The following is a 24249-nucleotide window of genomic DNA, read 5'->3' on the forward strand; positions in this document are numbered from 1 at the left end:
CTGGAGCTCAAGTGACCGACACCCCGCGTGTGCCCCTCACCCTGATCAGCGGACTCGCGCCGGAGGCCGCCGGCAGGCTCGCCGACCTGCTGCGCACCGGCCGCCCCGGCACCGCCGTCGTGCACCACGACCTGCGCCACGTCACCTCGGGCGTGGTGCGCAGGCGGATCCAGCTCGGCCCCCGCGATCAGCTGACCGCACTCGAGCTGGCGCACGGCTGCGTGTCGTGCACCCTGCGGGAGGACCTGCTTCCTTTGCTGCGCAAGCTGTCCTCGATGCCGCAGGTGGAGCGGATCGTGGTCCGCCTCGACGAAGCGATGGAGCCCGAACCGGTCAGCTGGGCGATCCGCAACGTGCTGGTCGGCGACCGCCCGGTGACCGAGGACGTGGACCTGAAAGCGGTGTTCACCGTGGTGGACTGCGCGCGCTGGCTCACCGACGTCACCGGCGACGACACCCTCGAAGAACGCAGCCTGCTGGCCAGCCAGGAAGACGAGCGCACCGTCGCCCAGGTCGCGCTGGCCCAGGTCGAGTTCGCCGACCTGCTGCTGCTCAGCGGTGCCGCCACCGACGCCTGGAACGCGGCGAAGACCTGCGCCGTGCTGGACCGGGTGGCGGCCGGCGTGCCGCGGATCGAACTGTCCGAAATGGACGCTGCGGGTGCGGGGTCGCTGCTGGCCGCGGTACCGCCGCACTCCCGGCGCGGTGAGGTGACCGATCCGCACGGGCCACTGCTGCGCGGCCAGCCGCCGCTGCACACCGACTGCGGGATCGCGCTGCTCACCTTCACCGCGCAGCGGCCCTTCCATCCCGAACGGCTGCACGACGCGATCGACGTGCTGCTCGAAGGCGTGGTCCGCACCAGGGGCCGCGCCTGGGTGGCCAGCCAGCCGGACGTCGCGTTCTGGGTGGAGTCCGCCGGCGGCGGGCTCGGCATCGGGCACGCGGGTCCGTGGCTGGACGCGCCGGACGGCCCGGCCTGGGCCGAGGTCTCCCCCGAGCGCCGCACCCTCGCGTCGCTGCGCTGGGACCCGGTCTTCGGCGACCGCGCGCAGGAGCTGGTTGTGGTGACCGACCAGGCCACCCCGGAGGAGATCGAGGCCGCGCTGACCGGCGCGCTGCTCACCGACGAGGAGCTCGCGGCCGGGCTCGAAGCCTGGCGGAACTATCCCGACCCGTTCGGCGCCTGGCACGAAGAACCCTGCGAGGACACCGAAGTCGACGAAGACACGTACACCGTCAAAGGAAAGGAAGAGAACAAGTGAAACCCGGTATCCACCCCGACTACCACCCCGTGGTGTTCAAGGACAACTCCACCGGGGACGCGTTCCTCACCCGCTCCACGATCAACTCGGAGCGGACCATCGAGTGGACCGACGGCAACACCTACCCGCTGGTGCTGGTGGACATCAGCTCGTGGTCGCACCCGTTCTGGACCGGCACCCGCCGGGTGATGGACACCGCCGGCCAGGTGGAGAAGTTCCACCGCCGCTACGGGCAGCGCAAGTCCGGAGGTGCTCGCTGATGGCCGTGCCGAAGCGGAAGAAGTCGCGGAGCAACACGCGATCCCGGCGCGCCCAGTGGAAGGCCACCGTGCCGGATCTGGTGCCGATCAAGGTGGACGGCGAGGAGAAGCTGGTGCCCCGCAGGCTGATCAAGCACTTCCAGCGACTGGCCCGATGAACCCGGAATACGCCGCCGGGGTGTTCAGCGCCGCGCACCAGGAGTTCGCCGGCTGGTACGCCCGGTTGTGGCGTCCGCTCGGTGAGCTCGTCGTCGCGGTGGGCCGCCCGGAACTCGGTGAGCGGGTGCTGGACGCCTGTTGCGGCTCGGGCGCTTCGGCGGTCCCGGCCGCACTGGCCGTGGGCACCGACGGTCGCGTCGACGGGGTGGACGTCGCGGGCGGGCTGCTGACACAGGGCAGGCGGGACGCCGCCGCGCTCGGCCTGGAGCAGCTCGTGTTCACCGAGGCCGACGTGCTGAGCTGGCAGGCCGAGCCGTACGACCTGGTGCAGTGCGCCTACGGGATCTTCTTCTTCCCCGACGCCGCGGCCGGCACCCGGAAGCTGATCGGGTCGCTTCGCCCCGGCGGCAGGCTGGTGGTGAGCACCTGGGCCGGCGAGGCGATGGCGGGCCTGGTGCCGATCGCCAGAGCCGCGGTGGCACCCGAACGGCCGAACCTGGGCGACGGCACCGGCCCGGACCCGAGCCGCCAGATGCGCACCCCGGAAGCCCTGCGCGACTGGCTGTCCGCGGCCGGGCTGCACGACATCGAGGTGCACGAGATCCAGTACGTTCAGCCGCTGCACCCGGACGACGCGTGGAGCTTCTTCCTCGGTGCCGCCCTGCGCGGTTTCGTCGAAGGGCTCGGCCCTGCCGCGCTGGAACGGGTTCGCATCCGGTTCCTGAACGGCCTCGCCGAAGCGGGCATCAGCACGCTGGACGCCGGTTCGCTGATCGCGGTGGGCCACCGGTGAGCACTCCGGTCACCGTGCTGTCCGGGTTCCTCGGCGCCGGCAAGACGACGCTGCTCAACCAGCTGCTGGCCAACCGGGGCGGGCTGCGGGTCGCGGTGATCGTGAACGACATGAGCGAGGTGAACATCGACGCGTCACTGGTGCGCGACGGCGCCAGCCTGTCCCGCACCGAGGAGCGGCTGGTGGAGCTGACCAACGGCTGCATCTGCTGCACCCTGCGCGACGACCTGCTGGAGGAGGTGGACCGGCTCTGCCGGGACGGCCGGTTCGACTACCTGCTGATCGAGTCGAGCGGCATCTCCGAGCCGATGCCGGTGGCCGCAACCTTCTCCTTCACCCGTGACGACGGCGTTTCCCTGCTGCCGAGCGCGCGGCTGGACACCATGGTCACCGTCGTGGACGCGGCGAACTTCGGCCGCGAACTGGCCGCCGGGGACGGACTCGCCGAGCGCGGGCTGGACCAGTACGAGGGCGACCAGCGGACCGTCTGCGATCTGCTGATGGACCAGGTGGAGTTCGCGGATGTGCTGCTGCTGAACAAGTCCGACCTCGTCGGCGCGGCGGAGCTGGACCGGATGGATGCGGTGCTGCGCCGGCTCAACCCGGCCGCCGAGGTGATCCGCGCGGCGCACGGCCGGGTGCCCGCCGAGAAGCTGCTCGGCACCGGGCGGTACGACGTCGAACGGGCTCAGCAGGCGCCGGGCTGGGTCGCCGAGCTCAACGGCGACCACGTGCCGGAGACCGAGGAGTACGGCATCTCCAGCGTGGTGTTCCGCGCCGGGCGGGCCTTCGATCCGGCGCGGCTGTGGCAGTTCGTGGCGGGCCGGCTGGACTCGGGCGAGTTCGGCGCGGTGCTGCGCTCCAAGGGTTTCTTCAGCCTCGCGTCCCGGCCGGGAGTCACCGGGCTCTGGTCGCAGGCCGGTTCGGTGGCCAGGTTCGAGCCGCAGGGCGTCGGCGGCGCACCGCGGCAGGAGCTGGTGTTCATCGGGATCGGCCTGGACTCCGGCAGGCTGACGGCCGCCCTCTCCGACTGCCTCGCCGCCGACAACGAGCCGCCCAGCGAAGACCCTTTCCCCTCGTGGGACGTACTCCACCTACACGAGCACGATATTCAGCTGCCGAGCCCAACGTGACGTTCGGTCCTTAGAACACACCAAACGTCACATTGGGCTCGTACGGACGCTCGTGAGTGAAGCGCGGTTTCGCTCGGCGGCTGAAGCGGCCCAATGTGACGTTTGGCCAATAGAACGAGCCAACCGTCACGTTGGGCTCGTACGGGCGCTCGTGAGTGAAAAGTGTTGTCCGGGCAACACTTTTCACTCACGAGCACGATATTCAGCTGCCGCCCGGTGGTGGACCTGCCACAGTGACGATGTGCTGATCAGAGAAGCGGAACCGGCGGACTGGCCGGGCATCTGGCCGTTCTGGCGGCGGATCGCGGCCGACGGAGAGACCATCGCCTGGCATCGGGACACCACGGAGGAGCAGGCGCGGGAAATATGGATGAGCCGGCCGCCGAACCGGCTCTGGGTGGCCGAGCAGGACGGTGTGATCGTCGGTTCGGCCGGCCAGGGCGCCAACTACGGACCGGCGAGCCGGGTCGCCAGCGCAACTTACCTGGTCGACCCGGACCGGCACGGCCAGGGCATCGGGCGCCGCCTCGTGCGGCACACCCTGGAGCAGGCGCGCGCCGACGGTTTCGCCGCGATGGTCTTCAACGCGGTGGTCGAGACCAACCACGCGGCGGTGCACCTCTACCGGTCACTCGGCTTCACCATCCTGGCCACGGTCCCCGACGCCTTCCCACATCCCCGGCTCGGCCCGGTCGGACTGCACCTGATGCACCGCCTGACCACCTCGTGAGTGAAAAGTGTTGTCCGGGCAACACTTTTCACTCACGAGGCTGGAGCAGGGAGCGGGCTTCGGCGAGGACTTCGGCCTGGGCGCGCCAGCCGGGGCCGGTGAGGCCGATGACCACGTGGGACGCGCCGGCCTCGGCGTAGTCGGCGAAACGCTCCGCGACGGCGGTGGCCGGGCCGGTGATCGGGATGGCCCGAGCGCGTTCCAGGTCGATGCCGTAGCCGCGGTGCATACCGGCCGCGATGTCCTCGACCGTCGGCAGACCGGGCGCCGAGCCGAGCGCGCCGGTCGCGCCGAGTGCCACGACCGGCTCCGGCCGGCCCAGCTCGGCGGCGCGTTCGACCAGCCGGGCCCGGCCGGCCGACAGCTCGGCCGGCGGGATGAGCGACGGGAACCAGCCGTCGCCAAGCTCCGCCGCCCGCCGGATCGCCACCGCGGACGCGTTGCCCACCCACACCGGCGGCATGGTGGCCGTGGGCAGCAGCTCCACCACCGGCGCACCCGGCTCGTGCTCGAACCGGGTCGCCTTACCCGCCAGCAACTCCGGCAGCAGCCGCAGGGCGAGGTCGGTCCGACGGCCGCGTTCCGCGTACGGCACCCCTGCGGCGGCCCATTGCGCCGGCCCGCCGCCCGACCCCACCCCCAGGAGGAGTCGGTCGCCGGACAGCCGCTGCAGGCTCGCTATCTGCTTGGCGGCCCAGGCCAGCGGCCGGATCGCCGGGATGAACACGCTCAGCCCGACCGACACCCGCTCGGTCACCGCGGCCGCGGTCGCCAGCGCGACCGTGCTGTCCAGCGACGGATTCCCGGTGGCGAGGTGGTCACCGTGCCACACCCCGTCCAGGCCGAGCCGCTCGGCAAGACGAGCGGCTTCGGCCAGCGACAGGCGTTCGTCGCGCTGGACGGCCAAGGAGGGAAGGATCACGCCGATCCGCGGGTTCATGACGTCATCCTGCAAGCTCTAGTAATGTAGAGGTCAAGGATCGCCGCGGGCGAAGATCCTGCCTTGCAGCTGATCGAAGGTCACCGCCAGCAGGATCAGCACCCCGATCGCGATCCGCAGGTAGAACGAGTTGACGCCGAGCAGGTTGCCGCCGTTGTTCAAGGTGGACGTGATCAACGCGCCGGTGGCCGCGCCGAGCGCACTGCCCTTCGCGCCGAACAGGCTCGCACCGCCGATCACGCAGGCCGCGATCGCGTCCAGCTCGTAGGTCTCCCCCATCGTCGGCACCCCGGCGTCCAGCCGGGACGCCAGCAGCACCCCACCGAGCCCGGCCAGCAGCCCCGACATCGCGTACACCGAGACCAGCACCCTCGGCACCGGCACCCCGGACAGCCTCGCCGACTCCGCGTTCGACCCGGTCGCGTAGACGTACCGGCCGAACACCGTGCGGCGCAGCATGAACCCGATCACCAGCAGCACGATCACGGTGATCCACAACAGGTTCGGGATGCCGAGCAGCGAATCGTTCGCGATCGAGGAGAAGCCCTCCGGCAACGGCTGGATGGTGTTCGCGTTGGTCACCACCAGCACCAGCCCGCGCGCCGCGCCCATCATGCCGAGGGTGACGATGAACGGTGGCAGCTTCGCGTAGGCGACCAGTAAGCCGTTGACCACACCGACGGCCCCGCCGACGAGCACCGCGCCGAGTACCGCGATCGGGATCGGCAGGCCCATCACCAAGAACTGCGCGGCGGCCGCGCCGCTGAGCCCGACCACCGAGCCCACCGACAGGTCGATGCCCTTGGTCAGGATCACCAGCAGCTCGCCGATCGCAATGATCCCGTACACCGCCCACTGCCGGGACAGGTTGGCCATGTTGCCGCCGGTCAGGAAGCTCTCACTGGCCAGTGACAGCGCGCCGAACAGGATGACCAGCACCACCAGCCCGCCGCCCTCGCGGCCGACGGCGTCGCTCCAGCCAACGATCCGCGACGGTTTCCCGTCCACCCCGGCGAGTTCGCGCTCGCGGACGATCAGCTTAGGCAGCCCCACGTTCCCCACCTCCCGTGCTCGCCAGCCGCAGCAGTCCTTCTTCGGTCGCTTCCGACGCGGGCACGTCACCGACCAGCCGCCCGGCCCGCAGCACCAGGATCCGGTCCACCAGCCCGAGCAGCTCGGGTAGATAGGACGAGACCACCACGATCGCGAACCCGCGGCCGGCAAGGTCGCCGATCAGCGAGTACAGCTCGGCTTTCGCGCCGACGTCCACGCCCTTGGTCGGCTCGTCGAACAGCAGCACCCGCACCCCGGACACCAGCCAGCGCGCGACCAGCACCTTCTGCTGGTTGCCACCGGACAGGGTGGACACCGGCTGGTCGTAGGAACCGGCCCGCAGCCGCAGGCCGTCCAGCACCTCGTCCACCCGTTCGGCCTCGCGCCGCCGGGAAAGCACGCCGCGGCTGGCCATCCCGGTCAGGCTGGCGATGGACACGTTCTCCCGGATGGTCAGCTCGGGCAGCAGGCCGAGCTCCTTGCGGTCCTCGCTGAGCAGGCCGATCCCGGCCACCACTGCATCGCGCGGACGTCCGGTTGGCACGCGTTTCCCGTCCACCTCGACGGTGCCCGTCTTCGGCGGGTCCGCACCGAACACGGCCCGCAGCAGCTCGCTGCGACCGGCACCGAGCAGTCCCGCGACGCCGACGATCTCGCCGGCCCGCACGTCCAGGTCCACCGGGTGCGCGGTGCCCGGCGGCCGCAGTCCGCGGACCCGCAGCAGCGGCGTGCCCGCCTCCGCCTTGCCCCCGGTCTCCGGGTACAGATCCTGCACGTCCCGGCCGACCATGGCGGCGATCAACGTGTCCTCGGTGAACTCGGCCAGCTCCGCGTCGCGGGTGACGGCGCCGTCGCGGAGCACGGTGACCCGGTCGCCGATCTCGAACATCTCCTCCAGCCGATGGCTCACGTAGAGGATGGCGACGCCTTCGTTCCGCAGGCCGGTTATCCGGCGCAGCAAGGCTTCCGCCTCCGCACCGGAGAGCGCGGTGGTCGGCTCGTCGAAGATCAGCACCCGCGGATCGTCGCCGAGCACCTTGGCGATCTCGACCAGCTGCCGGGTGGCCGCCGGCAGCCGGTGCACCGGGGTTGCCGGGTCGAGCTCGTCCAGCTCGACCCTGGCCAGCCGGTCCCGCGCCTGCTCGCCGAGGCGGCGGCGATCGACCACCCCACCACGCGCGGGCAGCCGTCCCATCAGCAGGTTCTCCTGCACGGAAAGATCCGGCAGCAGGCTCAGTTCCTGGTACACCGCACCGATGCCAGCCGCCCTGGTGACGCCGGGGTTCAGCGTGAGCGGCATCGGCCGACCGTCCACTTCGTACTCACCGGCATCGCGCTTGAGCGCGCCGGTGAGGATCCGGATCAGGGTGGACTTGCCGGCGCCGTTCTCCCCGGCAAGGCAGTGCACCTCGCCGGGACGCAGCTCCATCGCCACGTCGTCCAGTGCGACGTTGCCGCCGAATGCCTTGCGCAGGCCGGCGAGCCGGATGATCGGCGCGGTCACTTGGTGGCCTGTGCGGTCGGCGGGTTGAGCAGGTCCCTGACCGAGGGCTCGTTCATGTTCGCCTGGTCGGCGACCACCGCGCCGGGGTCGAGGCTTTCCGGCACCTTCGCTCCGGTGGACACCGCGATCGCCTCGGAAACGCCCTGGTAGCCGAAGAAGTACGGGTTCTGCACGACCAGCGCGTCGATCGAGCCGTCGGCGAGCGCGGCGTTCTCCTGCGGGTCGGAGTCGAAGGCCACCACCGGCAGGGTGGTGGCCTTGTTCGTGTCCTTGATCGCCCTGGCCACCCCGTTGCCGGACATGTTGTTGGCCGCGAACACGCCGACCAGGTCGGGCACCGCGCCGATCGCGTCGTTGGCCTGGTTGGCCGCGGTGGCGATGTCGTTGTTGTTGAAGCGTTCTTCCCAGACGGTGATCTGCGGGCAGCTCTCGGCGAGGCCCTGGCGGAACCCCTTCGCCCGGTCGCCGAGCGCCTGCACCCCGGCGACAGCGTTCTCCAGCAGCACCCGGCCACTGGTCTTGCCCTGCGCTCCGACGAGCTCGCAAAGCCGGCGGCCCGCCTGTTCACCGGCGCGCAGGTTGTTGGTGCCGATGAACGCCTCGTTCTCGGTGGTGACCGTGCCGTCCACGGTGATCACCTTGATGCCGCCATGGCGGGCCCTGTCGATCGCCTTGTTCAGCGCGGTCTCCGAGTTCGCGGCCAGCACGATCGCGTTGACACCACGGGAGATCGAGTTCTCCACGAGCTGCACCTGCTCGTTCACGTCGGTCTCGGAGGTGGGCCCGAACCGGCCGACCTCCACCCCGAGGTCCTCCCCCGCCTTCTGCGCGCCGGCGAACATGCTCTGCCAGAACGAGGAGTCGGTGGCCTTCACGATCACGTCGACGCGGAGGCCGGATGCCTTGCCGGGCCCGGCGTTTCCGCTCGGCCCGGAGCTTGACGTGGCCTTGCCGACGACCAGGCCGACCACGAGAGCCAGTACCAAGGCTGCCACGAAGAGCGGTGCGGAGAAGAGCAGCCGATTGCGCGCCATGTCGGGGTCCACCTAACGGGTGAGCGGCTCGTTTCGGGAACCTAACACCGCCCATCCCAGGTTTCAAGTAATCGATTACTCCGATCTCTCACCGGCTCAGGCCTCCACCGCACCCGCCAGCTCACGGGCGATGGCGGACGCCGCGGCGGAGAGGGCTGCGACCCAGCCGGACAATCGGTCCCGGTCGAACCGCGCGGACGGCATGGCCAGCGACAACGCCGCTTCGGGCGGCCCGTCCACGCCGGGCACCGCGACCCCGATCGCGGTCAGGCCGGTCTCGGTGAACTGGTCGTTGATCGAGAACCCGCGCTTGCGGATCAGCCCCAGCTCTCGCCGCAGCCGGGCCAGGTCCGGCGTTTCGCCCTCGCCGGCATACCGCGCGGTGACCTCGGCCGGCGGCAGGGCGGCCAGCAGCGCCTTGCCGCCGGAGGCCAGATGGCCGGGCAGCACCCGCCCGGACCGGTCGCCGACGCGCAGCACCTGGTCGCACTCCACCGAAGCGACGAACCTGGCCTCGATGCCGACCAGCACCTGCAGGTTCGCCGTTTCCCCGGTGGCCTCGACCAGGGCGTGCAGGTGCGGCAACGCGGCACGCCGGATCACCGGAACCCGGCCGGAGGCCGGATCGGCCGGGCACAGCACCGGGCCCGCGCGGTACCGCCGGTCGGGGTCTTGCACCGCGAAGTCCCGGTACACCAACATCGCCAGCAGCCGATGCGCGGTGGACCGGGAGACCTTCAGCCGTTCGGCCGCCTCCGTCACGCCGAGCGCGCCCTCCTGCTGCAGCACGGTCGCCAGGTGCAGGGCGTGGTCAACGGAGTCGATCGCGTAGGACGGTTTGTTCTTCACACCAGAATCCTAGATCCTCTCCAGCAGAACACCCCTTAGGTTCGGGGTATGACATCCACCTCGGGGCGCAGCGCGGCGCCTCTGGTCACCACGCTGTGCTGGGCGCTGGTCGTGTTCGACGGCTACGACCTGATCGTCTACGGGACCGTGCTGCCCCGGCTGCTGGAGGAACCGGACTGGGGACTCACCCGCACCACCGCGGGACTGCTGGGCAGCCTCGCCTTCGCCGGCATGCTCGCCGGCGCGATGCTCGCCGGGCGGCTGGCCGACAGCATGGGCCGCCGCCGCACCGTGCTCGCCTGCACCGCGTGGTTCTCGGTGTTCACCGCGGCCTGCGCGATCGCGCCCGACCCGGCCACCTTCGGCGCGTTCCGGCTGCTCGCCGGGCTCGGCCTCGGCGGGCTGGTGCCCTCGGCCAGCGCGCTGGCCGCGGAGTACGTCCGGCCACGGCACCGTTCGCTGGTCTCCACGCTGATGATGTCCGGCGTGCCGATCGGCGGCACGCTGGCCGCGCTGATCGGGCTGTTCGTACTGCCAGGCCACGGCTGGGAGACCATGTTCCTGCTCGCACTGGTGGCCGTGGTGGTGGTACTGCCGCTGGCCGCCTGGCTGCTGCCGGAGTCGCCGTCGTGGCTGCGTGCCCGCGGACGTGTCGAGGAGGCCGCCGCACTGGAAGCCCGGTTCGGGCTGTCCCCGGAAACCCAGCCCGCGCCGGGCGCACGCCAGGGTTTCCGCGCGCTGGTGGACGGCCGCTACCTGCGCGCGACCGTGCTGTACGCGGCGGCGACGCTGGCCACCCTGTTCGCCTGGTACGGACTGGGCACCTGGCTGCCCCAGTTGATGCGGGAGAACGGCTTCGACCTCGGCTCGTCGCTGACCTTCCTGCTCGCGCTCAACCTCGGCGCGGTGGGCGGTTCGGTGGTCACCGCCTTCGCCGGAGTGCGGATCGGCCCGGCCCGCGCGGCCGTCACCGCCGCGGCTGCCGCCGCGCTCGGCCTGCTGGCGCTGCTCGCCCATCCCGGGCCCGCCGTGGTCTACGTCGCGCTGGTGCTCGCCGGGGTCGGCACGCACGGCAGCCAGTGCCTGATCATCGCCGCGGTCGCCGACCACTATCCCGCCTACCTCCGAGCCTCCGCGCTCGGCTCGGCGCTCGGTGTCGGCCGGATCGGTGCGGTGCTCGCCCCGCAGGCCGGCGGCTGGCTGCTCGCCGCCGGGCTCGGGGTCGACGCGAACTTCCTCGCCTTCGCCCTCGCCGCGGCCATCGCCGCCGTACTGCTCGCCGCCTGCGCGCGGCTCACGCCCAGCACCGTTGTCCGCACACCGAAAGGAGCCACCGCACCGTGACCGAGCAAAAAGCGACCGAGCAAAAAGCGGGACAGCCCGAGCCCTCCCCTCAGCTCGACGAGCTCTACCGCGGTTTCGAGAAGGAATTGCTTGTTCCACTGTGGACAGAGATCGGCGACCTGATGCCGACGCAGCCGAACCCGGCCGCGCAGCCGCACGTCTGGCGCTGGGACAACCTGCTGCCACTGGCCGAATCGGCGGGACGGCTGGTGCCGGTCGGCCGTGGTGGGGAGCGCCGCGCGATCGCGCTGGCCAATCCCGGCCTCGGCGGCGCGCCCTACGCCACACCGACGCTCTGGGCCGCGATCCAGTACCTCGGCCCGCGCGAGGTCGCCCCGGAGCACCGGCACAGCCAGAACGCCTTCCGGTTCGTCGTCGAAGGCGAAGGCGTGTGGACCGTGGTCAACGGCGATCCGGTCGCCATGCGGCGCGGGGACTTCCTGCTCACCCCCGGCTGGCACTTCCACGGCCACCACAACACCGCCGACCGGCCGATGGCCTGGCTGGACGGTTTGGACATCCCGTTCGTGCACCACACCGGCTCGGCCTTCTTCGAGCTGGGCCCGGACGAGGTCACCGACCGCAGCACCCCGCCGAAATCCCGGTCCGAACGGCTGTGGGCGCATCCGGGGCTGCGCCCGCTGTCCGCGCTGGACAGCACGCAGAGCTCCCCGATCGCGGCATACCGCTGGGAGCACACCGACGCCGCGCTGACCGACCAGCTCGCGCTGGAGGACGAAGGCGCGCCGGGCGTGCTGGAACCCGGGCACGCCGCGATCCGCTACACCAACCCGACCACCGGTGGCGACGTGCTGCCGACCATCCGCGCCGAGTTCCACCGGCTGCGTCCCGGCGCGGCCACCGCGACCCGCCGCGAGGTCGGTTCCGCGGTCTGGCAGGTGTTCACCGGTCAGGGCACCGTGCGGGTCGGCGAGCGCGAATGGCCGGTGGAGCGCGGCGACCTGTTCGTCGTACCTTCCTGGCAGCCGCTGACCCTGTCCACCGGCGGCGGGCTGGACCTGTTCCGGTTCAGCGACACCCCGATCTTCGAGCGGCTCGGACAGGGCCGCGTCCACGTGGAGGACCACTCGTGAAGCTCGCCACCATCCGCACCGGCGACGGCACCCGCGCGGTGCGCGTCGACGACGACCATTACGCCCCGCTCGACGCGAAGGACGTCGGCGAACTGCTCGAACGACCGGACTGGCCGGATCTCGCCGCGGCCCCGCCGGCGCGGGAACCGCTCGGCGGCACGGAGTTCGCGCCGCTGGTGCCGCGGCCGGGCAAGATCCTCTGCGTCGGCCTGAACTACCGCACGCACATCAAGGAGATGGGCCGCGAGCTGCCGCAGTACCCCACGCTGTTCGCGAAGTTCCCCGAAGCGCTCGTCGGGGCGTCCGATCCGGTAATGCTGCCGCCCGAATCCGACGCGCTCGACTGGGAGGCCGAACTAGCCGTGGTGCTCGGTGCGACCGTCCGCCGGGCCGACCTCGCGGAGGCGGAAGCGGCCATCGCCGGGTTCAGCGTGCTCAACGACGTCACCCTGCGGGACTGGCAGTACCGGTCGCCGCAATGGTTGCAGGGCAAGACCTTCGAGCGGACCACGCCGTTCGGGCCGGTGCTGGTGACCCCGGACGAGCTGCCCGGCGGCTGCCGGCCGCGGCTGGACCTGAGCTGCTCGGTGGACGGCGAGTTGATGCAGAAGGCAGGCACCGACGATCTCGTGTTCGATCCCGTCGAGCTGGTGCGCTACGCGTCCACGATGCTTACCTTGCGGCCAGGTGACGTGATCGCGACCGGCACTCCCGGCGGAGTCGGCCACGCCCGCCAACCCGCCCGTTACCTGACCGCCGGGGCGCGGCTGGTGACCGAGCTGAGCGGGATCGGGCGGCTGGACAACGCGGTCGTGGCGGAGGTCGCGGCATGAACACGCGTACTTGGCTGGACGACGGCAACCGGCGGCTGCTCGACGCGATCGACGCACTGAGCGACGAGGAATTCGCCGCGCCCTGCGCACTGCCCGACTGGACCAGGGCCCATCTGGTGGCGCACCTGCACCTGAACGCGGAGGCACTGAGCCGGCTCGTTTCCTGGGCCCGCACCGGAAACCGCACGCCGATGTACTCCGGGCAGGACCAGCGCAACGCGGATATCGAGGAGTACTCGCGGCGCCCGCCTGCTGAGCTGCGTGCGCTGGTGCGCGGTTCGGCCGAGACGCTGGCCCGCGATTTCGACGCGCTCCCGGCAGACCGGTGGGAACGCGAGGTGGAAACCGCGCAGGGACGGGCTGTCGCGGCGACCGAGATCCCGTGGATGCGGACCCGCGAGGTCGCCGTGCACGCCGTCGACCTCGCCACCGGCATCACCTTCGACGACCTGCCCGGCGACCTACTGCGAGCGCTGACCATCGACGTGGTCAACCGCCGGTTCAGCCTCGGGGAGGGGCCGGCGCTGGCCGCCTGGATCACCGGCCGCGCCGGGCCGCCCGACCTTGGCCCCTGGTTGTGAGATTCGGAGAGGAACGAAACCTTGGCTGACACCGACGTGCTCGTGATCGGCGGCGGCATCGGCGGGCTCGGCAACGCCTACGCGCTGGCATCGGGCGGGCACCGGGTGCGCGTGCTGGAACGCTCCCCCGCGTTCACCGAGGTCGGCGCCGGGCTGCAACTCGCCCCCAACGCCACCCGCGTGCTGCGGGAATGGGGACTGCTCGACGAGGTGCTCGACGCCGGGGTCCAGCCGCGCCGGCTGGTGCTCAAGGACGCCGTCGACGGGACCGAACTGACCTCGCTCGAATTCGACAAAGGGTTCACCGCCCGCTACGGCGCGCCCTACGTGGTCATCCACCGCACCGACCTGCTCGACATCCTGCACCGGGCCTGCCTCCGGGCCGGGGTAGACCTGCGGGCCGGGCACGAGGTCCGCGACTTGACCGTCGACGATCGTGGCGTCCGTGCCGACGGCGAGCACGAAGCCGATGCCGCGTTGGCCGCGGACGGCCTGTGGTCGTCGCTGCGGTCGCGGCTCACCGACGACACCCCGATCTGCTCGGGCTATGTCGCCTACCGCGGCGCGCTCCCGGTGTCGGAGGTAACCGGGGTGGACGCCGACGCGCTCACCGACGTGGTCGTCCACTTCGGACCCGGCTGTCATCTGGTGCAGTATCCGTTGCGGCGAGGCGAAATGCTCAACACCGTTGCCGTGTTCGCCTCGCCCGGCTACCAGCGCGGCGACGCCGACTGGGGCGGGCCGGAAGAGCTCGATGCCGCCTTCGCCGGAACCTGCCCGGCCGTGCAGCGGGGGCTGGCCTGGCTCTGGCGGGACCGCCGCTGGCCGATGTACGACCGCCTCCCGACCGACACCTGGGTGGACGGCAGGCTGGCGCTGACCGGTGACGCCGCCCATCCGATGTTGCAGTACCTCGCCCAGGGCGCCTGCCAGGCGCTGGAGGACGCGCACTGCCTCGCCGGCGAAGCGGCCAAACGGCAGCACGCGGAACCGGCCGACTGGCCGGAGATCCTCGCCGCCTTCGCCAGGTCCCGTTCCGCCAGGACGGCCAGGGTGCAGTCGACCGCGCGGATCTGGGGCGAGCTCTGGCACTGCGACGGGCTCACCCGCTCCCTGCGCAACGCGCTGCTCACCGGCCGGGCACTGGACGACTACCAGTACGTCGACTGGCTCTACCTCGACTGAGCGGGCGGCGGGACCACCACGAGCACGCTGGTGCCGGAACCGGGATGGGAGCGGATGGTCACCGTGCCGCCGATCAGCTCGGCCCGCTCGGTGATGCCGTTGAGCCCGTAGCCGCCGGTGGACGTCTCCGGGTTGAAGCCGACGCCGTTGTCCCGGACCTCGAGCCGCACCCGGTCGCGATCGACCTCGAAGCAGAGTTCGGCCGTGCTGGCGCCGGCGTGTTTCTGCACGTTCTGCAGGGCTTCCTGGGCGATCCGATACAGCGCGACCTCCACGTGCTCGGGCAGCCGCTCGTCGCTCAGTTCGAGGTCCACCGCCAGCTCCGGCACCGAACGGGCCAGGCTGGCCAAGCCGCCGGCGAGCCCGAGGTCGTCCAGCACGGGCGGGCGCAACCCGCCGATCGCCGCGCGTGCCTCGTCCAGGGTGAGGTCGGTCAGCTCGCGGGCGCGCACGATCTGCGCGGCGGCGTAGGCGGGATCGTCCGCGACCGTCCGGTCCGCCGCGTCCAGGTGGTAGCCGAGGCTGACCAGCCGCTGGGAGATGCCGTCGTGGATGTCCCCGGCCAGCCGCCGCCGCTCGGCCTCCTGCGCGGCGATGACCTGTGCGACGAACAGCTCGTGGGACCGTTCGCGGCCAGCCAGCTGCCGGTGCAGCCGAGCCTGGTGCACGGCACCGGCGACCAGCCTGCCGATCATGGTGAGCAGCCGGACGTCACGGTCGGTGAACTCGCGCCGCAGCCGGGTGTGCACGTTCAGCACGCCGACCAGTCCGGCCAGGTCGCTGGCCATCGGCACCGAGGCCATCGAGGTGAACTCGGAGCCGCGCAGTGCCGGGATCGGCTGGTAGCGCGGGTCGGACTCCTTGTCCTGCACGATCACCGCTGGCCGCCGGTGACTGGCGACCCAGCCGGTGACCCCGGTGCCGAGCGGCAGCCGCACCTGCCCGGCCACGTCGAACGGCGGGGTCGCGCCGGCCAGCGTCAGCGAACGGCCCTCGTCGTCGAGTACGTGCACGAAGCACACGTCGGTGGCCGTCGCGTCCACGATCAGCTTGGCCACCGCGGCCGCGAGCGGTTCCACCCCGGGGCCTTCCGAGGTCGCCTGGATGATCGCGAGCAGCAGCGCGTTCTCCCGCCCGAGTTCGGCGGCCGTCACCGGAAGATGCCCTCACGGAGTGCGACGGCCACCGCGCCGGCCCGGTCGGAGACCTCCAGCTTGCGGTAGATCGAGCGCAGATGGCTCTTCACCGTTTCTTCGCCGACGGTCAGGCGGCGGGCGATGCCCCGGTTCGACATGCCGGTGACCATGAACGACAGCACCTCGCTCTCGCGGTGGGTGAGGCCCTGGCGCGCACCCGGCCAGAACTCGCCGCTGGCCAGCCGCGCCGCAGTCTCCACCGCCCTGCCCGCCACCGCCGAGTCGATCACCCGCTCGCCGGCGTGCACCCGTTCCAGTTGCCGGACCAGTTCCTCGCCGGTGATCTGCTTGAGCAGGTAGCCGGACGCGCCCGCGCGCAGCGCCTGGAACAGGTACTGCTCGTCGTCGTACACGCTGAGCAGCACCAGCCGCCGCGCCGGATCGAGGTCGAGCAGGCGGCGGCACAGGTCGAGGCCGCTGGCGCCCTGGAGCCGCACGTCGCACAGCACGATGTCGGGGTTGAGGCCGGTCACCACCCCCACGGCCTGTTCCGCGTCGGTCGCTTCCCCGACCACCAGTACCCGGCCGCGAAACGGCGTCAACATCGACTTCAAACCCTGGAGGACCATCTCATGGTCGTCCACCAGCACGATCCGCACAGGCGTGTCCGCCACGAAGTGACCATACGGTGCGGGTTGCCCGATGTCAGCCCGCCTCCCCTGCCGTCTCCCCACTGCGGGGGGAGCCATCGCGGCCCGGCGACCCTAGCCTCGAACGAACGTGACGGGACGGTGATGCACATGCCCGACAAGGTTTTCCGGATCGCGCGGGCGGCCCGCAGTCCCCGCCGCCCGGTGATGCTGGCCGTCGCCGGCGACAGCGCGTCCGGGAAGACGACACTCACCGCCGGGCTCGTGCAGGCGCTCGGCCCGGACCGCTGCACCTCGGTGTGCGTGGACGACTACCACCGCTTCGACCGCCGGGAACGCGCGAACAGCCCGTTCACCGCGCTGCACCCGGATGCCAACCATCTGGACATCATGGAGCAGCATCTCCAGCTGCTGGCCACCGGGCAGCCGATCCTCAAGCCGGTGTACGACCACGAGACCGGCGAGCTGACCAGGCCGCAGCTGGTGGAGCCGAACGATTTCATCATCGTGGAAGGTCTGCTTCCGCTGTACACCAAGCTGGCGCGGGCGTGCTTCGAGGTGACGGTGTACCTCAACCCGCCGGAGCCGATCCGGCGCGGCTGGAAGGTCCGGCGCGACATCGCGCAGCGCGGCTACACCGAGCAGCGGGTGCTGGACGAGCTGGACCGGTGCGCGGCGGACTCCGCCGAGTTCGTCCGGCCGCAGCAGCGGCACGCGGACATCGTGGTCCGGTTCGCGCCGATCGCCACCCGCCAGGACCCGCCGGGCACGCCGCTGTCCGCCGAGCTGATGCTGCGCCCGACCGTCCCGCACCCGGACCTGCAGGCGGTGCTGGTGCCGACGGAGAACAAGGCCATTCACCTGAAACTGGAACGGGATCCCGATGGGCGCCCGTGCGACGCCCTGCACGTGCACGGCTATGTGCCGGTCGAGGAAAGCCGCACCGTGCAGCAGGCGATCTGGTCCGCCACCAACCAGTTCGGCGACCCGCCGCCGTGTCTAGGCCGCCTCACCCTTTCCCGCCGCAGCGAACCGATGGCCATCACCCAGCTACTCCTGATGCACCACCTACTCCACGCCCACCACTAGCCCTGGCCCAGAGTTGTCAGAAAGGCGCGCCAGGTCAAAGCTGGCAGGTCCAGGTGACCGGCCGCAGGCCGCTTCGAGTCGCGGACAAGTGTGGCGAAGGGGACAAAGGCGACCTCGACACAATCGCTCTGCTCCTGGTTGCCGCTGTAGCTGCTCTTGTGCCAAACCAGGTCGCTCATCGAGGCCGTCCTTCACTCAGTCGTAGTAGCTTGCCAGCGTGGCAAGCCAGTGGCGTGATTGTCCCCCATCCAGAGCGATCTGGTCGAGCTTGGTCAACGCGGTCCGGTGAATTGCGATCTCGGCAGGCTTCTCCAGGAGCAAGCTCGTCGTGTAGCCCGCGGTGTACACCACCGAAGGATGATCGTCGTGGTGCATGATCCGGAACGGTCCTCCCAAAACTCCGACCGGCCCTGCATCTGAAGGAACGATCCGGACTATGCACTGTGGGCGGTCACTGAAGAAGATCAGCTTCAACACCTGCTCTTGCATTATCTTGGCTGAGCCGACAGCTTCTCGCAGTACATTTTCGCGGATGAAGAACGTGCACTGCGGTGGATACCGGCGCCGCAGCAGGGATTGACGGGCCAGCCGCGTGCTGCTTCGACGCACTACATCATGCTCGTCCGCGTGCACATCCCACTCGAAAAGCACCCGCATGTAGTCCTCGGTCTGAAGCAGCCCAGGCACCAGCAACGGTTCGTAGCTCAGGATGGTGCTGGCAGAGTTCTCCTGCACGATCAGTGTCCGCAGCTCGTCGGGCAAACGCCCCTCATGCGGCCGGACCCAGTAGCCGGTGTCGGCTTCCCGTGCCAGGGCGAGCAAATCCTCTAACTCGCCGTACTTCAGGCCACAACTCGCCGCGTACACGGCTATGTCCACTTCACGTGTGCCGCGCTTGCCGCTCTCGACCCTGGACACCTTGCTCGGGGACCAGTGCAGGATCTTCGCCAGCGCGTCGCCGGTCAGCCCTGCTCTTTCCCTGATACGCACCAACTCGCCGCCCAGCTCACGGGAACGGACCGAGGACTCACTCTTACTCGCCATCGCCCCAACGTAGAACCGCCTGCCACCCTCGCACGCGAACCACACGGCCGAATCACCGAAACGATAAACCCTTGCCCCAGGCAAAAGCCGATACCAATTCACCTAGCAGGTACAGCACCTCAGGGGGCAGGATGAGAGACATTCCATCGCCATTTGATCCAACACTGGAGCAGGCCGTACGCACACATCTGCTCACCTCAGCCGACCAGGTGGCCGCCGCCGCGTCCCGGTTGCGGGCGGCCATCGCGCAAGGCCGCACACCTCCACAGGTAGGCGTCAAGCTCGCGGCATATCTCGAGGACCTCGCAAACCGGATGCGCAGTCAGGCGCAAGAAGGGTCAGACGAGTAGTACTACGCACCCGAGCATGAGTAACCCTGGCCAATCGTGCTCGCGGAGTACTCCGCTTGCCTGGATGTCGCTGACAGCGCTCGCCTGATGTCGTACCGTCACAGACGACTGCGATTCGGGGAGGGAGCACAGTCTATGGCCGGGTATGAGGTGGTCATCGAAGCGCTGCGAGAGGCCGGACAGGCCGCGGGCGGTGCGTCGGACACGATCGGCGGGGTCAATGCCGCCGATAGCTTGCCCACCGGCGAGGCGGGTATGCCAGGCGGGCGCGTCGTCGGCAAGATCAATGCGGTCCGGGCCGCGTGGCAGGATCGCACCCGTGGGCTGACCACGGGGTTCACCGAGGTGTCCGACGCTTTCAGCCAGGCCGTCCAGCTCTACCGCACCAACGAGCACGCCGCCCAAGCTGACCTGCGTGAAGCCACCAACAGTGCCGGTGGCAGGAGGCCGGTCTGATGGTCACCTGGGCAGATGTACTGCGCTGGGACCCCGCGCCGACCCAGCAGGCGGTCGGTCCCATCAACACTGAGTACCTAAAGCTCGTCGGCGCGTCCGACGAGCTACGGACCGCCGCCAGCGTCGAAGGCTGGTCCGGACCCGCGGCCGGGGCAGCAATCGGCCGGGTCAACCAGCTCGTGGACGCCACCGAAGAACTAGCCGCCGAGCTGGGTTCCGCGCGACGTGCTTTCGGTGACGTCGGCGACGCAATCACCGGTGTCGTCCACGCACGAGAAGAAGCCATCGGCCTCGCCCAAGCGCAGCGCTTCACGATCGGCCCCGATGGCGCGATCACGGACCCAGGACCGCCGCCGGGGACCCCGCCGGAGCAGGCCGAGGCCGTCGCGGCCGAGCGCCAACGCTTCATGGCCGAACTCAAGGACCGCGTCGAGCAGGTCGTACGCCAAGCCAACGACATCGACTCCGACGCCTGTGCGGTGCTGGACAAGATCCTGTCCGGCACGGTGGTGGACACCAAGGGCAACGACAACGCCACCACTGGCCTCGCCGCCTACGGCGACGCCGGCTTCACCGTCGGCGGTCTGTCCATCCTGTCCCCGCCCGCCGACGGCGCCACCGTCGCGCAGAACGCCGCGTGGTGGGCCACCCTATCCCCGAACCAGCAGCGCCGGTTGATCCACGATCTGCCCGAACTCGTCGGAAATCGGGACGGCGTCCAAGGCTGGGCACGCAGCGAAGCCAACCTCGCCCTCGTCGGCAAGGAGCGCACCACCCTGCAGAACGCTCGCGCGAACCTCCAGGGGCAGCTCGAAAAACTCACCAACGGCCCCGGCCACCAGAACACGCGCAATCTCCTGCAGGCCGAGCTCGCTAAGATCAACGACAAGCTCTCCAGCCTCGACTCGATCGACAAGATGATGCTCGACCCTCGCACCAGGAAACCCCTCGAGGGAAGACAACTCCTATCCCTCGACATGGGCGGCGACAGAGCGAAGGCCGCCGTCGCAACGGGCAATATCGACACTGCCAAACACGTCGGCGTCTTCACCCCCGGAATGAACTCCAACGTCCAAGGCAGCTTGTCCGGCTACGTGGAGGACATGGACGAGGTGCGGCGATATGCGAACGGTCTGGCCGGCGATTCCCCAACAGGAAACTCCGTGGCGATGGTGACATGGCTGGGCTACGAGCCGCCTACTTTGCAAGCGGACGACATGAGAGACGTGGGTGGTCTCATCACCGGTGCCCCGGCCAGCGAGGGAGCCAACAAGCTCGCCAATTTCCAAGAAGGTATTAACGCTTCACGCCGCGACGACCCCCACTTGACCGCACTCGGCCACTCCTATGGGTCCACCACAACCGGTATCGCTCTGACTCAGAATCACGGAGTGGACGACGCTGTTTTCTTCGGGTCGCCCGGAATCTCCGAAACACCTACCCCTGTCTTCAATACTTCGAACCTCAACATCCCTGAAGGCCACGCTTACAACCTCTCCGCCGAGGGCGATGACGTCGCTGACGCCGTCCCCGTCACTACCAGATACGGCCCACACCTAGAGAGTATGCCGGGCATGAACCAACTCTCTACCGATGGAACTACTGGACCCCAAGGGCCGATGGCCGCCTCTCACGGCCATAGTGAATACGCCAAAGGGGACGGCCGAATGGCCACCAGCGAGTACAATATGGCCGCCATCGTATCCGGCCACCCAGAACTGGCAGTAAGCAAATGACGAAATGGAAACCAGTGCCGCGATCTGACAACAATTCTCTCGGTTTCCTCGCCACCGCAATCGCGTGCACGGTCGTACTGACAGCATGCAGCAACGGCGCCGATCCCTATCTTGACAACGACAACTCACGAGAAGACATGAGCCTGCAACATCAATGGTCCGAACTCATGCAACGCCCCAACATCGACGAGGTCGTGGCCAAGTACGAGAAGATGCAAAAAGAGGTCACCGAGGCACTTAGTTCTGAACTTGGACTACCCCAATGGTCGATCGGCGGCAACAACAGCACGAACCCGGGATGCAATGACTTCCGCCAAGTCGATTCCTGGGACGCAATAAAGGAAAGCATTGCCGGAACTACAACGCCCGCCCGGATTTCAACAGAACAGTGGCCAAAGGCGGTTGACACAATCAAGAGAGTTGTAGCAGGCCACGGTTTCACAACTCCAGGACTTGTGGTCGACAAGGGAGATTTCCACACCATGGATCTCTATGATGGCTACGGTGCGAAATTCAATGTAATGACCGGAACTGAAGGCAATAATACGGTCATCGGCGTCAGCACGGGTTGCCACCTTCTCCCGGAAGCGAAGCAGCGTGGCGTGCCGAGGTCTACGGCCACTCCGCCCACAGGCTAACGACGCGTCGTTAGCCTGCTGCACCTCCGAAGTGGGCGCGCCTGAGCAGCGGACATTCTCCGAGTTACGGGCGGTCTAGGATGCTTTTGCGGAGTAGGGGGATGCCGAGGACGACCAGGATCGCGGGCAGGATGGAGAAGCCGAGCAGGATGGCGGTGACCGCGCTGTCCGGCTGTACCGCGGAAGCGTCCGAAGTGGACACATAGCCGCCGAGGGTGAGCACCAGGCCGAACAGGCCAGGCCCGAGTGCCAGGCCGAGGGTTTCGGACGCGGTCCAGACACCGGCCGCGACGCCGGCCCTGGTCTGTCCGGTGCGCTCTTCTTCGACGTCGATCAGGTCCGGCAGGATGGCCAGCGGGAACACCTGGATGCCGGCGTAACCGACCCCGGCCAACGCGACGAACACGAACGACACGCCGACCGGCAGCGCCTGCGCCCCGACCAGGCCGAGCAGTGCCACCGCGAAGGCGATCGACGCGGCCCGGAAACCGATCAGCTTTCCCCACCGGCGGCCGAGGATCGGCCACACCGGCATCATCAGCAGTGCCGGCCCAACGAACCCGGCGAACAGGAACTTCTGCAGCGACGCATCACCGAGCACGTACCTAGCCGCGTAGCTGACCCCGGCGAGCAGGGTGCCGATGCCGAGCGACTGCACGAAGTACACCCCGAGCAGCCAGCGGAACGGCCGCCAGGCCCGCATCGTGGCGATCAGCTCGCGCCAGCCGGTGGGGTTCGGGCGCAGCCTGCCCACCGGGGCGTTGCGGATTCCGAAATAGACCCCGAACGTGCCGCCCAGGATGATCACGCCGATGGCGATGCCCATCACCTGGTAGCCGCCGGCCCCGCCGATCGCGTCGGTGATCGCGGGCGCCCCCGCGCCGGAGACCAGGATGGCCACGGCCAGGATGCCGATCCGCCAACTGGTCAGCTTGGTGCGCTCGTCGTAGGAATCGGTGATCTCCGCGGGCAGCGCGTTGAACGGCACCTGGAAGAACGCGAACGCGGTCGCGCACAGGAAGAACGCCAGCACCACGTATGCCGCGTCCACCGTCACGCTGCCCAGCGCCGGCCCGGCGAAGATGGCCGCGAACAGCACCGCCACCCCGATCCCGCCGAACAGCAGGAACCGCCGCCTGCTGCCGCGTTTGGCCAGGCTGGCGTCGGAGAGCCGGCCGGCGAACGGGTTGAACAGCACGTCCCACGCCTTGGGCACCAGCACGATCGCGCCGGCCACCGCGCCGGGCACGGCAAGGGTGTCGGTCAGGTAGGGCAGCAGCAGGAGCCCTGGCACGGTGCCGAAGGCGCCGGTGACGAACGAGCCGAGGGAGTAGCCGAGCCTGGTACGTGCGGGCAGCGCGGCCATGATCCTCCTCGGGGTCGCCCCTCCGCGGAGTCGACACCCCTAGTATTTGATCAACGTCACCACCGGGTAGTGGTCGGAGGGAATCGTGTCATCGTCGTGATGCACGAGTCGTACCGGGCCGACTTCGGCTGGTGGACGTCCGTTGCCGCGCAGGGTACCGAGGTAGTCGAGGCTGTCTCGATAGCCCTCCTCCACCGACTTCGCGGCCAGCGGGTTCGTGGTCGCGTCGAAGGTGTACTCCCCCGCCGGCGCCGTGCCCAGCGAACCGTCCACGATGGCCTCACCCTGCCGCAGCTGCGACCTGCCCAGCTCGTCCCGGCGGTCCTCGCCGGCCCAGCGCTCGATGTTGAGGTCGCCGCCGATCAGCACCGGTTCGACCACCGGCGCGTACTTCGCGACCAGGTCCCGGATTTCGCCGAGCTGCGCCATCCGCACCTGATGCGCCTTGGGCAGCGTCTTCGGTCCCTCGTCGGCCTGCAGGTGCGTGCCGGCCACCCAGACCGGGCGGCCGTCGACGACGATCCTGGCCAGCGCGGCGCCCTTGTTCGAAAAGTAGTCCGAGGTGCCGAAGTAGCTGTCGGTGAAGACCAGCTGGTGCTGTTCGGTGATCGGGTACCTGCTGAGCACGGTGACCCCGCCGTTGACCACCACCGGGCTGTTCGAGCAGTTGCCGTTGACCGTGGTCCAGCCGCCTGAGGCGGCGCAGCGCTGCCCGACCAGCGGGGTCTGGTGCGGCCAGCGGTCGGCCAGCCTGGCCCGCAGCTGCTCTGCCTGCGCGCTGAACGCCTCGTTCAGCACCAGCACGTCCGGGTCCTGCGCGCGGATGGTGCGCTCGGCGGCCGCGGCCCGCGCCGTCTTGTCCGCGGTACCGGGCGCCGCGATCCAGGGCAGCTGGTAGACGTTGAACGACATCACCGAGAGGGTGGTGGCGCCCGCTCCCTCCGCGGGCGCCACCATGCCCAGCCCGAGTGCCACGCCGAGCACCAGGGCCGCATAGCGGATCGTCTTGCGCATCAACCATTCCTCC

Annotated in this window: 26 protein-coding genes; 15 read left to right on the plus strand and 11 right to left on the minus strand. The window is 69.6% G+C overall.

Annotated features, from left to right (window positions below; translation table 11 throughout):
* Positions 1–11 precede the first annotated feature (11 nt).
* The 6 genes from mrf (at position 12) to AMYNI_RS0139335 (ending at position 4340) form a co-directional block, all read left to right on the plus strand.
* Positions 12–1265, plus strand: a complete 1254-nt coding sequence (gene mrf, locus AMYNI_RS0139310; RefSeq protein WP_020673621.1) for a ribosome hibernation factor-recruiting GTPase MRF — start codon at positions 12–14, stop codon at positions 1263–1265.
* Complete coding sequence (locus AMYNI_RS0139315; protein ID WP_020673622.1) at positions 1262–1525, plus strand: type B 50S ribosomal protein L31; 264 nt, start codon at positions 1262–1264, stop codon at positions 1523–1525. Before mrf ends, AMYNI_RS0139315 begins: the two co-directional genes overlap by 4 nt.
* Positions 1525–1683 (plus strand): 50S ribosomal protein L32, encoded by a 159-nt coding sequence (gene rpmF, locus AMYNI_RS0139320; protein WP_020673623.1) that lies wholly within the window; start codon positions 1525–1527, stop codon positions 1681–1683. The genes AMYNI_RS0139315 and rpmF overlap by 1 nt, the downstream gene beginning before the upstream one ends.
* Positions 1680–2477, plus strand: coding sequence for a class I SAM-dependent methyltransferase (locus AMYNI_RS0139325; protein ID WP_020673624.1), 798 nt, complete (start codon positions 1680–1682; stop codon positions 2475–2477). Before rpmF ends, AMYNI_RS0139325 begins: the two co-directional genes overlap by 4 nt.
* On the plus strand, positions 2474–3610 hold the full coding sequence (locus AMYNI_RS0139330; protein ID WP_020673625.1) for a GTP-binding protein: 1137 nt from the start codon (positions 2474–2476) through the stop codon (positions 3608–3610). Before AMYNI_RS0139325 ends, AMYNI_RS0139330 begins: the two co-directional genes overlap by 4 nt.
* Before the next feature lie 241 nt (positions 3611–3851).
* Positions 3852–4340, plus strand: a complete 489-nt coding sequence (locus AMYNI_RS0139335; RefSeq protein WP_020673626.1) for a GNAT family N-acetyltransferase — start codon at positions 3852–3854, stop codon at positions 4338–4340.
* A gap of 28 nt (positions 4341–4368) precedes the next feature.
* On the opposite strand, the gene AMYNI_RS0139340 is transcribed toward AMYNI_RS0139335, so the two are convergent.
* The 5 genes from AMYNI_RS0139340 to AMYNI_RS0139360 form a co-directional block, all read right to left on the minus strand.
* Positions 4369–5280 (minus strand): LLM class flavin-dependent oxidoreductase, encoded by a 912-nt coding sequence (locus AMYNI_RS0139340; protein WP_020673627.1) that lies wholly within the window; start codon positions 5278–5280, stop codon positions 4369–4371.
* A gap of 33 nt (positions 5281–5313) precedes the next feature.
* On the minus strand, positions 5314–6333 hold the full coding sequence (locus AMYNI_RS0139345; protein WP_020673628.1) for an ABC transporter permease: 1020 nt from the start codon (positions 6331–6333) through the stop codon (positions 5314–5316).
* Entirely contained in the window at positions 6320–7837 is a 1518-nt protein-coding gene (locus AMYNI_RS0139350) for a sugar ABC transporter ATP-binding protein (protein ID WP_020673629.1), read from the minus strand. The genes AMYNI_RS0139345 and AMYNI_RS0139350 overlap by 14 nt, the downstream gene beginning before the upstream one ends.
* Positions 7834–8871, minus strand: a complete 1038-nt coding sequence (locus tag AMYNI_RS0139355) for an ABC transporter substrate-binding protein (RefSeq protein WP_026361497.1) — start codon at positions 8869–8871, stop codon at positions 7834–7836. Before AMYNI_RS0139355 ends, AMYNI_RS0139350 begins: the two co-directional genes overlap by 4 nt.
* 96 nt (positions 8872–8967) lie before the next feature.
* Positions 8968–9720 carry an IclR family transcriptional regulator gene (locus tag AMYNI_RS0139360; protein WP_020673631.1) on the minus strand — a complete coding sequence of 251 codons (753 nt, stop codon included), beginning with the start codon at positions 9718–9720 and terminating at the stop codon, positions 8968–8970.
* Between the two features lie 48 nt (positions 9721–9768).
* Here AMYNI_RS0139360 and AMYNI_RS0139365 point away from each other — a divergent pair, with 48 nt between their 5' ends.
* Genes AMYNI_RS0139365 through AMYNI_RS0139385 form a run of 5 tightly spaced genes read left to right on the plus strand, consistent with a single transcriptional unit; the run spans position 9769 to position 14757 of the window.
* Positions 9769–11064, plus strand: coding sequence for an MFS transporter (locus tag AMYNI_RS0139365; protein ID WP_020673632.1), 1296 nt, complete (start codon positions 9769–9771; stop codon positions 11062–11064).
* Positions 11061–12158, plus strand: coding sequence for a cupin domain-containing protein (locus tag AMYNI_RS0139370; RefSeq protein ID WP_020673633.1), 1098 nt, complete (start codon positions 11061–11063; stop codon positions 12156–12158). Before AMYNI_RS0139365 ends, AMYNI_RS0139370 begins: the two co-directional genes overlap by 4 nt.
* Positions 12155–12991 carry a fumarylacetoacetate hydrolase family protein gene (locus tag AMYNI_RS0139375; protein WP_020673634.1) on the plus strand — a complete coding sequence of 279 codons (837 nt, stop codon included), beginning with the start codon at positions 12155–12157 and terminating at the stop codon, positions 12989–12991. Before AMYNI_RS0139370 ends, AMYNI_RS0139375 begins: the two co-directional genes overlap by 4 nt.
* Positions 12988–13572, plus strand: a complete 585-nt coding sequence (locus tag AMYNI_RS0139380) for a maleylpyruvate isomerase N-terminal domain-containing protein (RefSeq protein WP_020673635.1) — start codon at positions 12988–12990, stop codon at positions 13570–13572. Before AMYNI_RS0139375 ends, AMYNI_RS0139380 begins: the two co-directional genes overlap by 4 nt.
* Before the next feature lie 21 nt (positions 13573–13593).
* On the plus strand, positions 13594–14757 hold the full coding sequence (locus tag AMYNI_RS0139385) for an FAD-dependent monooxygenase (RefSeq protein ID WP_020673636.1): 1164 nt from the start codon (positions 13594–13596) through the stop codon (positions 14755–14757).
* On the opposite strand, the gene AMYNI_RS0139390 is transcribed toward AMYNI_RS0139385, so the two are convergent.
* Both AMYNI_RS0139390 and AMYNI_RS0139395 read right to left on the minus strand, forming a co-directional pair.
* On the minus strand, positions 14745–15911 hold the full coding sequence (locus AMYNI_RS0139390; protein ID WP_020673637.1) for a GAF domain-containing sensor histidine kinase: 1167 nt from the start codon (positions 15909–15911) through the stop codon (positions 14745–14747). The two genes, AMYNI_RS0139385 and AMYNI_RS0139390, sit on opposite strands and share 13 nt — an antisense overlap.
* Positions 15908–16567, minus strand: a complete 660-nt coding sequence (locus tag AMYNI_RS0139395) for a response regulator (protein ID WP_026361498.1) — start codon at positions 16565–16567, stop codon at positions 15908–15910. Before AMYNI_RS0139395 ends, AMYNI_RS0139390 begins: the two co-directional genes overlap by 4 nt.
* 126 nt (positions 16568–16693) lie before the next feature.
* On the opposite strand from AMYNI_RS0139395, the gene AMYNI_RS0139400 reads away from it, so the two are divergent.
* Positions 16694–17632: a phosphoribulokinase gene (locus AMYNI_RS0139400; protein ID WP_026361499.1), complete on the plus strand. Its 939-nt coding sequence runs from the start codon at positions 16694–16696 to the stop codon at positions 17630–17632.
* Here the strand turns inward: AMYNI_RS0139400 and AMYNI_RS0139405 are convergent.
* Complete coding sequence (locus tag AMYNI_RS0139405; RefSeq protein WP_020673640.1) at positions 17629–17811, minus strand: DUF397 domain-containing protein; 183 nt, start codon at positions 17809–17811, stop codon at positions 17629–17631. The genes AMYNI_RS0139400 and AMYNI_RS0139405 overlap by 4 nt on opposite strands.
* A 16-nt stretch (positions 17812–17827) precedes the next feature.
* Positions 17828–18676: a helix-turn-helix domain-containing protein gene (locus AMYNI_RS0139410; RefSeq protein ID WP_084628753.1), complete on the minus strand. Its 849-nt coding sequence runs from the start codon at positions 18674–18676 to the stop codon at positions 17828–17830.
* A 485-nt stretch (positions 18677–19161) separates the two neighbouring features.
* Here AMYNI_RS0139410 and AMYNI_RS0139415 point away from each other — a divergent pair, with 485 nt between their 5' ends.
* From AMYNI_RS0139415 to AMYNI_RS48645, 3 genes are read left to right on the plus strand one after another with little or no spacing between them, the layout of a single operon-like run.
* Positions 19162–19482: a type VII secretion target gene (locus AMYNI_RS0139415; protein WP_020673642.1), complete on the plus strand. Its 321-nt coding sequence runs from the start codon at positions 19162–19164 to the stop codon at positions 19480–19482.
* Positions 19482–21218, plus strand: coding sequence for an alpha/beta hydrolase (locus AMYNI_RS46505; RefSeq protein WP_020673643.1), 1737 nt, complete (start codon positions 19482–19484; stop codon positions 21216–21218). The genes AMYNI_RS0139415 and AMYNI_RS46505 overlap by 1 nt, the downstream gene beginning before the upstream one ends.
* Positions 21215–21856 (plus strand): LppA family lipoprotein, encoded by a 642-nt coding sequence (locus AMYNI_RS48645; RefSeq protein ID WP_084628587.1) that lies wholly within the window; start codon positions 21215–21217, stop codon positions 21854–21856. Before AMYNI_RS46505 ends, AMYNI_RS48645 begins: the two co-directional genes overlap by 4 nt.
* Positions 21857–21920: 64 nt before the next feature.
* Here the strand turns inward: AMYNI_RS48645 and AMYNI_RS0139425 are convergent, their stop codons facing one another.
* Together AMYNI_RS0139425 and AMYNI_RS0139430 are read right to left on the minus strand one after the other, a co-directional pair.
* Positions 21921–23222 (minus strand): MFS transporter, encoded by a 1302-nt coding sequence (locus AMYNI_RS0139425; protein ID WP_020673644.1) that lies wholly within the window; start codon positions 23220–23222, stop codon positions 21921–21923.
* A 39-nt stretch (positions 23223–23261) separates the two neighbouring features.
* Positions 23262–24236, minus strand: coding sequence for a sphingomyelin phosphodiesterase (locus AMYNI_RS0139430; RefSeq protein WP_020673645.1), 975 nt, complete (start codon positions 24234–24236; stop codon positions 23262–23264).
* Positions 24237–24249 lie beyond the last annotated feature (13 nt).

Source organism: Amycolatopsis nigrescens CSC17Ta-90 (genome assembly GCF_000384315.1).
GTDB classification, from domain to species: Bacteria; Actinomycetota; Actinomycetes; order Mycobacteriales; family Pseudonocardiaceae; genus Amycolatopsis; species Amycolatopsis nigrescens.

What these genes read in the sequence shown, in the direction of transcription:
- rpmF (WP_020673623.1), top strand. Translation starts at nt 1,525, where the DNA reads ATGGCCGTGCCGAAGCGGAAGAAGTCGCGGAGCAACACGCGATCCCGG.
- AMYNI_RS0139325 (WP_020673624.1), top strand. Translation starts at nt 1,680, where the DNA reads ATGAACCCGGAATACGCCGCCGGGGTGTTCAGCGCCGCGCACCAGGAG.
- AMYNI_RS0139340 (WP_020673627.1), bottom strand. Translation starts at nt 5,280, where the DNA reads ATGAACCCGCGGATCGGCGTGATCCTTCCCTCCTTGGCCGTCCAGCGC.
- AMYNI_RS0139355 (WP_026361497.1), bottom strand. Translation starts at nt 8,871, where the DNA reads ATGGCGCGCAATCGGCTGCTCTTCTCCGCACCGCTCTTCGTGGCAGCC.
- AMYNI_RS0139365 (WP_020673632.1), top strand. Translation starts at nt 9,769, where the DNA reads ATGACATCCACCTCGGGGCGCAGCGCGGCGCCTCTGGTCACCACGCTG.
- AMYNI_RS0139380 (WP_020673635.1), top strand. Translation starts at nt 12,988, where the DNA reads ATGAACACGCGTACTTGGCTGGACGACGGCAACCGGCGGCTGCTCGAC.
- AMYNI_RS0139400 (WP_026361499.1), top strand. Translation starts at nt 16,694, where the DNA reads ATGCCCGACAAGGTTTTCCGGATCGCGCGGGCGGCCCGCAGTCCCCGC.
- AMYNI_RS0139405 (WP_020673640.1), bottom strand. Translation starts at nt 17,811, where the DNA reads ATGAGCGACCTGGTTTGGCACAAGAGCAGCTACAGCGGCAACCAGGAG.
- AMYNI_RS0139410 (WP_084628753.1), bottom strand. Translation starts at nt 18,676, where the DNA reads ATGGCGAGTAAGAGTGAGTCCTCGGTCCGTTCCCGTGAGCTGGGCGGC.
- AMYNI_RS0139415 (WP_020673642.1), top strand. Translation starts at nt 19,162, where the DNA reads ATGGCCGGGTATGAGGTGGTCATCGAAGCGCTGCGAGAGGCCGGACAG.
- AMYNI_RS46505 (WP_020673643.1), top strand. Translation starts at nt 19,482, where the DNA reads ATGGTCACCTGGGCAGATGTACTGCGCTGGGACCCCGCGCCGACCCAG.
- AMYNI_RS48645 (WP_084628587.1), top strand. Translation starts at nt 21,215, where the DNA reads ATGACGAAATGGAAACCAGTGCCGCGATCTGACAACAATTCTCTCGGT.
- AMYNI_RS0139425 (WP_020673644.1), bottom strand. Translation starts at nt 23,222, where the DNA reads ATGGCCGCGCTGCCCGCACGTACCAGGCTCGGCTACTCCCTCGGCTCG.
- AMYNI_RS0139430 (WP_020673645.1), bottom strand. Translation starts at nt 24,236, where the DNA reads ATGCGCAAGACGATCCGCTATGCGGCCCTGGTGCTCGGCGTGGCACTC.